Source organism: Aequorivita vitellina (assembly GCF_022008365.1).
Taxonomy (GTDB): domain Bacteria; phylum Bacteroidota; class Bacteroidia; order Flavobacteriales; family Flavobacteriaceae; genus Aequorivita; species Aequorivita vitellina.
Genome location: NZ_JAIRBA010000054.1, coordinates 1 through 5888, shown reverse-complemented (window position 1 = coordinate 5888; position 5888 = coordinate 1). Strand labels below are relative to the sequence as shown.

2 tRNA genes and 3 rRNA genes are annotated in these 5888 nt (G+C 48.0%); all 5 read right to left on the bottom strand.

What is annotated here, in order from left to right:
- Positions 1–388 precede the first annotated feature (388 nt).
- Positions 389–498 (bottom strand): 5S ribosomal RNA (gene rrf / locus K8089_RS15720).
- A 145-nt stretch (positions 499–643) separates the two neighbouring features.
- Positions 644–3476 (bottom strand): 23S ribosomal RNA (locus tag K8089_RS15715).
- A gap of 216 nt (positions 3477–3692) precedes the next feature.
- A tRNA-Ala gene (locus K8089_RS15710) sits at positions 3693–3769 on the bottom strand.
- 174 nt (positions 3770–3943) lie between these two features.
- A tRNA-Ile gene (locus tag K8089_RS15705) sits at positions 3944–4017 on the bottom strand.
- Positions 4018–4212: 195 nt separating this feature from the next.
- Positions 4213–5736: ribosomal RNA gene (locus K8089_RS15700) — 16S ribosomal RNA — on the bottom strand.
- The 16S, 23S and 5S rRNA genes sit together here with 2 tRNA genes alongside, the layout of an rRNA operon.
- Positions 5737–5888: the final 152 nt, after the last annotated feature.

Sequence of the window (5888 nt, the reverse complement as noted above, 5' to 3'; positions counted from 1 at the left end):
AAATGGCGACTCAAAGCCGACTTAATGCCGATAAAATGCCGACGTAATGCCGACTCCTAGCCGACTCAATGCCGACTCTACTCCATAGATACTCCGTATATACTCCCTAATTTCCACTTGAATGCATACTAAATGATTGGGGCTTCAACGCTGAAACTCTGTTGCATTCGTGTAATTACGAGGGAATAATTTACGTCTATATTTTTTAGGAGATAATTATATTCGTAAAATTCGCGGTAAACTTTACTTTAACTGCAACAAATCGCAGATAAGCAATTCTAGTTTCAGATTCCACCGCCCCTACCAACACCCTGTGGGAGCCTAGGTCTGTGTTTTTAAGTTTATGGCAAAAAAAAACCTCCATCAAATAAATGATGAAGGTTTTAAAGGAAGGCGGCGACCTACTCTCCCACTGGATAGCAGTACCATCGGCGCAAACGGGCTTAACTTCTCTGTTCGGAATGGTAAGAGGTGAGCCCCGTTGCTATAACCACCTTAGTTTTCAATCCCGCACTTGATGCGGGATCTCTCCGGTACTTGTGACCGAAGAAATATCGTGACATATAGGAAATAAACAATAGAAGAAAAGTGAATTGACTTAAAAAAAGAGTTGCTTCCCTCCACCGGGGTGGAGGGATGCGATGTACATAAGCTTACGGGCTATTAGTACCACTCGGCTGGGACATTACTGCCCTTACACCTATGGCCTATCAACGTGGTAGTCTCCCACGGCCCTTTAAAGAAATCTCATCTTGTGGTGGGTTTCGCGCTTATATGCTTTCAGCGCTTATCCCTTCCCGACGTAGCTACCCAGCGGTGCTCCTGGCGGAACAACTGGTGCACCAGCGGTCGGTCCAACTCGGTCCTCTCGTACTAGAGTCAGATCCACTCAAATTTCTTGCGCCCACTGTAGATAGAGACCGAACTGTCTCACGACGTTCTGAACCCAGCTCGCGTGCCACTTTAATGGGCGAACAGCCCAACCCTTGGGACCTTCTCCAGCCCCAGGATGTGACGAGCCGACATCGAGGTGCCAAACCCCCCCGTCGATGTGAGCTCTTGGGGGAGATCAGCCTGTTATCCCCGGCGTACCTTTTATCCTTTGAGCGATGGCCCTTCCATGCGGAACCACCGGATCACTATGCTCTACTTTCGTACCTGATCGACTTGTAGGTCTCTCAGTCAAGCTCCCTTATGCCATTGCACTCTACACACGATTGCCAACCGTATTGAGGGAACCTTTAGAAGCCTCCGTTACTCTTTTGGAGGCGACCACCCCAGTCAAACTACCCACCAAGCACTGTCCCCTTTTGTGAAGGGTTAGACTCTAGACAAGCAAAGGGTGGTATTTCAACAATGACTCCACGACGCCTGGCGACGCCGCTTCAAAGTCTCCCACCTATCCTACACATTACTTATCCAAAACCAATACTAAGCTATAGTAAAGGTGCACGGGGTCTTTTCGTCCCACAGCGGGTAATCGGCATCTTCACCGATACTACAATTTCACCGAGCTCATGGCTGAGACAGTGTCCAGATCGTTACACCATTCGTGCAGGTCGGAACTTACCCGACAAGGAATTTCGCTACCTTAGGACCGTTATAGTTACGGCCGCCGTTTACTGGGGCTTCAATTCAATGCGTCGCCGAAGCTAACATCTCCTCTTAACCTTCCAGCACCGGGCAGGTGTCAAGCCTTATACATCATCTTTCGATTTAGCAAAGCTCTGTGTTTTTGATAAACAGTCGCCTGGACTCTTTCACTGCGGCCCCCCTTGAGAGGGGCGACGCTTCTCCCGAAGTTACGCGTCTATTTTGCCTAGTTCCTTAGCCATGAATCACTCGAGCTCCTTAGAATTCTCATCCCAACCACCTGTGTCGGTTTAGGGTACGGGCTGCTTCACTTGTTTTTCTTGGAAGTCGCTACTCTGGATTATCACCTTGGCCGAAACCTCAGTGTACTATCGCCGTGTTACCACTGGCTTCAACGAACTATTCCGTCAGTTCGCACCAAATTTACGCCTCCGTCACTTTTAGCGTGAGCAGGTACAGGAATATTAACCTGTTGTCCATCCACTACCCCTTTCGGGTTCGCGTTAGGCCCCGACTAACCCTCAGCTGATTAGCATAGCTGAGGAAACCTTGGTTTTTCGGAGTGCGGGTTTCTCGCCCGCATTATCGTTACTTATGCCTACATTTTCTTTTCTATCCGTTCCAGCAAGCCTCGCGACTCACCTTCAACACAAATAGAATGCTCCCCTACCACCCCGAATTAAATTCGGGATCCATAGCTTCGGTAATATGTTTATGCCCGATTATTATCCATGCCGGACCGCTCGACTAGTGAGCTGTTACGCACTCTTTAAATGAATGGCTGCTTCCAAGCCAACATCCTAGCTGTCTGTGCAGTCCAACCTCGTTTTTTCAACTTAACATATATTTTGGGACCTTAGCTGATGGTCTGGGTTCTTTCCCTCTCGGACATGGACCTTAGCACCCATGCCCTCACTGCTGATCATCATTTTATAGCATTCGGAGTTTGTCAGGAATTGGTAGGCGGTGAAGCCCCCGCATCCAATCAGTAGCTCTACCTCTATAAAACTATATATCAACGCTGCACCTAAATGCATTTCGGGGAGTACGAGCTATTTCCGAGTTTGATTGGCCTTTCACCCCTACCCTCAGGTCATCCCAAGACTTTTCAACGTCAACGGGTTCGGTCCTCCATTTAGTGTTACCTAAACTTCAACCTGCCCAAGGGTAGATCACACGGTTTCGCGTCTACTACTACCAACTAAAGCGCCCTATTCAGACTCGCTTTCGCTGCGGCTCCAGTTCTTAAAACTTTAACCTCGCTGGCAACAGTAACTCGTAGGCTCATTATGCAAAAGGCACGCCGTCACCAATAAATTGGCTCCGACCGCTTGTAAGCGTATGGTTTCAGGATCTATTTCACTCCGTTATTCACGGTTCTTTTCACCTTTCCCTCACGGTACTGGTTCACTATCGGTCTCTCAGGAGTATTTAGCCTTGGCGGATGGTCCCGCCGGATTCATACAGGGTTTCACGTGCCCCGCACTACTCAGGATACCACTATCGGTAACTGTCTTTACTAATACCGGGCTATCACCGTCTATGGCCACGCTTTCCAACGTGTTCTTATTCATAAAGCACCAAATGTCGTGGTCCTACAACCCCGCACAGTCCGTAAACTGTACGGTTTGGGCTAATCCAATTTCGCTCGCCGCTACTATCGGAATCACTATTGTTTTCTCTTCCTCCGGGTACTTAGATGTTTCAGTTCCCCGGGTTTGCCTCCTTGCGGATACTATGTCTTCAACATAGTGGGTTGCCCCATTCGGATATCTGCGGATCAACTTGTATGTGCCAATCCCCGCAGCTTTTCGCAGCTTATCACGTCCTTCTTCGCCTCTGAGAGCCTAGGCATTCCCCATACGCTCTTATTTTGCTTATTGTACTTTTTTGCTCTTTAATGAGTTATTCAATGCTCAATATTCAATTCGCAACTCCCAATACTCTATTGAGCATCGATCGTTGTTGGTTGAACAGTGAGACTTTATTTTTACTTTTCTCGTATTCTTTATTTCCAATATGTCAATGAACTGTCTGGATCCCCGTATCAATCAGGCCCGGATAACGAGCAGCTAATGATCAACAACGGTTGGTGTCCGTGGTGGAGAATATCGGAGTCGAACCGATGACCTCCTGCGTGCAAGGCAGGCGCTCTAGCCAGCTGAGCTAATCCCCCATTTGTGAATGAAACTTCAAAATTCTAAAATTCCAAATTCCAAAAAGGATAGGTATCCCAACTTCTAAAATTTCCTTTCAGTATGTGTTAATGAACTTATATTTCCGAAGAAATACTTCTTTTTTTAAGCTTTGATCTCGATCTCGCTTTTAGTTTCGATTTCGATCTCCTTTGTAGTCTCAGGCAGACTCGAACTGCCGACCTCTACATTATCAGTGTAGCGCTCTAACCAGCTGAGCTATGAGACTGTCTCTTAGATTTTAGATTTTAGACTTGAGATTTTAGACTCCATCGACCATTATATTAGGTGATTTTCGTCTCACATCTCATCTCTAACCTCTGTTATCTATAGTATTATAAAATTGACAGCTAAACCAAGCAAGACTTCCTTTAATCTTCATATAAGAGTCTCTCTTTGTTGAATTTCGGTCGTCTTTCTCTAGAAAGGAGGTGTTCCAGCCGCACCTTCCGGTACGGCTACCTTGTTACGACTTAGCCCTAGTTACCAGCTTCACCCTAGGCCGCTCCTTGCGGTGACGGACTTCAGGTGCTTCCAGCTTCCATGGCTTGACGGGCGGTGTGTACAAGGCCCGGGAACGTATTCACCGGATCATGGCTGATATCCGATTACTAGCGATTCCAGCTTCACGGGGTCGAGTTGCAGACCCCGATCCGAACTGAGACAGGTTTTGTGGATTCGCTCCTGCTTACGCAGTGGCTGCCCATTGTACCTGCCATTGTAGCACGTGTGTGGCCCAGGACGTAAGGGCCGTGATGATTTGACGTCATCCCCACCTTCCTCACGGTTTGCACCGGCAGTCTTGTTAGAGTTCCCGACTTGACTCGCTGGCAACTAACAACAGGGGTTGCGCTCGTTATAGGACTTAACCTGACACCTCACGGCACGAGCTGACGACAACCATGCAGCACCTTGTAATCTGTCCGAAGAAAAGGGTGTTTCCACCCCTGTCAGACTACATTTAAGCCCTGGTAAGGTTCCTCGCGTATCATCGAATTAAACCACATGCTCCACCGCTTGTGCGGGCCCCCGTCAATTCCTTTGAGTTTCATTCTTGCGAACGTACTCCCCAGGTGGGATACTTATCACTTTCGCTTGGCCACCCAGCTCACCAATGTGAACCGGACAGCTAGTATCCATCGTTTACGGCGTGGACTACCAGGGTATCTAATCCTGTTCGCTCCCCACGCTTTCGTCCATCAGCGTCAATACGTTGTTAGTGACCTGCCTTCGCAATCGGTATTCTATGTAATATCTAAGCATTTCACCGCTACACCACATATTCTAGCCACTTCACAACGATTCAAGACGACCAGTATCAATGGCAGGTCTACAGTTGAGCTGCAGAATTTCACCACTGACTTAATCGCCCGCCTACGGACCCTTTAAACCCAATGATTCCGGATAACGCTCGGACCCTCCGTATTACCGCGGCTGCTGGCACGGAGTTAGCCGGTCCTTATTCGCAGAGTACCGTCAAGCCCCCACACGTGGGGGTGTTTCTTCCTCTGTAAAAGCAGTTTACAACCCATAGGGCAGTCTTCCTGCACGCGGCATGGCTGGATCAGGCTCTCGCCCATTGTCCAATATTCCTCACTGCTGCCTCCCGTAGGAGTCTGGTCCGTGTCTCAGTACCAGTGTGGGGGATCCCCCTCTCAGGGCCCCTACCCATCGTAGCCTTGGTGTGCCGTTACCACACCAACTAGCTAATGGGACGCATGATCATCTTGTACCGATAAATCTTTAATTATAAAACAATGCCGTTCTATAATACTATGGGGCATTAATCCAAGTTTCCCTGGGCTATTCCCCTGTACAAGGCAGATTCCATACGCGTTACTCACCCGTGCGCCGGTCTCTATAGTGCAAGCACTATATACCCCTCGACTTGCATGTGTTAGGCCTGCCGCTAGCGTTCATCCTGAGCCAGGATCAAACTCTTCATCGTATAATCTTCAATAATATTGCGACCATACTCCATAAAGAGCTCGACTCCCTCAAAAAAATCTCAGTTAATCTCACTTAGTTTAGTTTCTTTGTTGATCAACATCCTTTCGAATGTCAATCTACGCTGTCAATTTCAATATCTCAATGAACTTT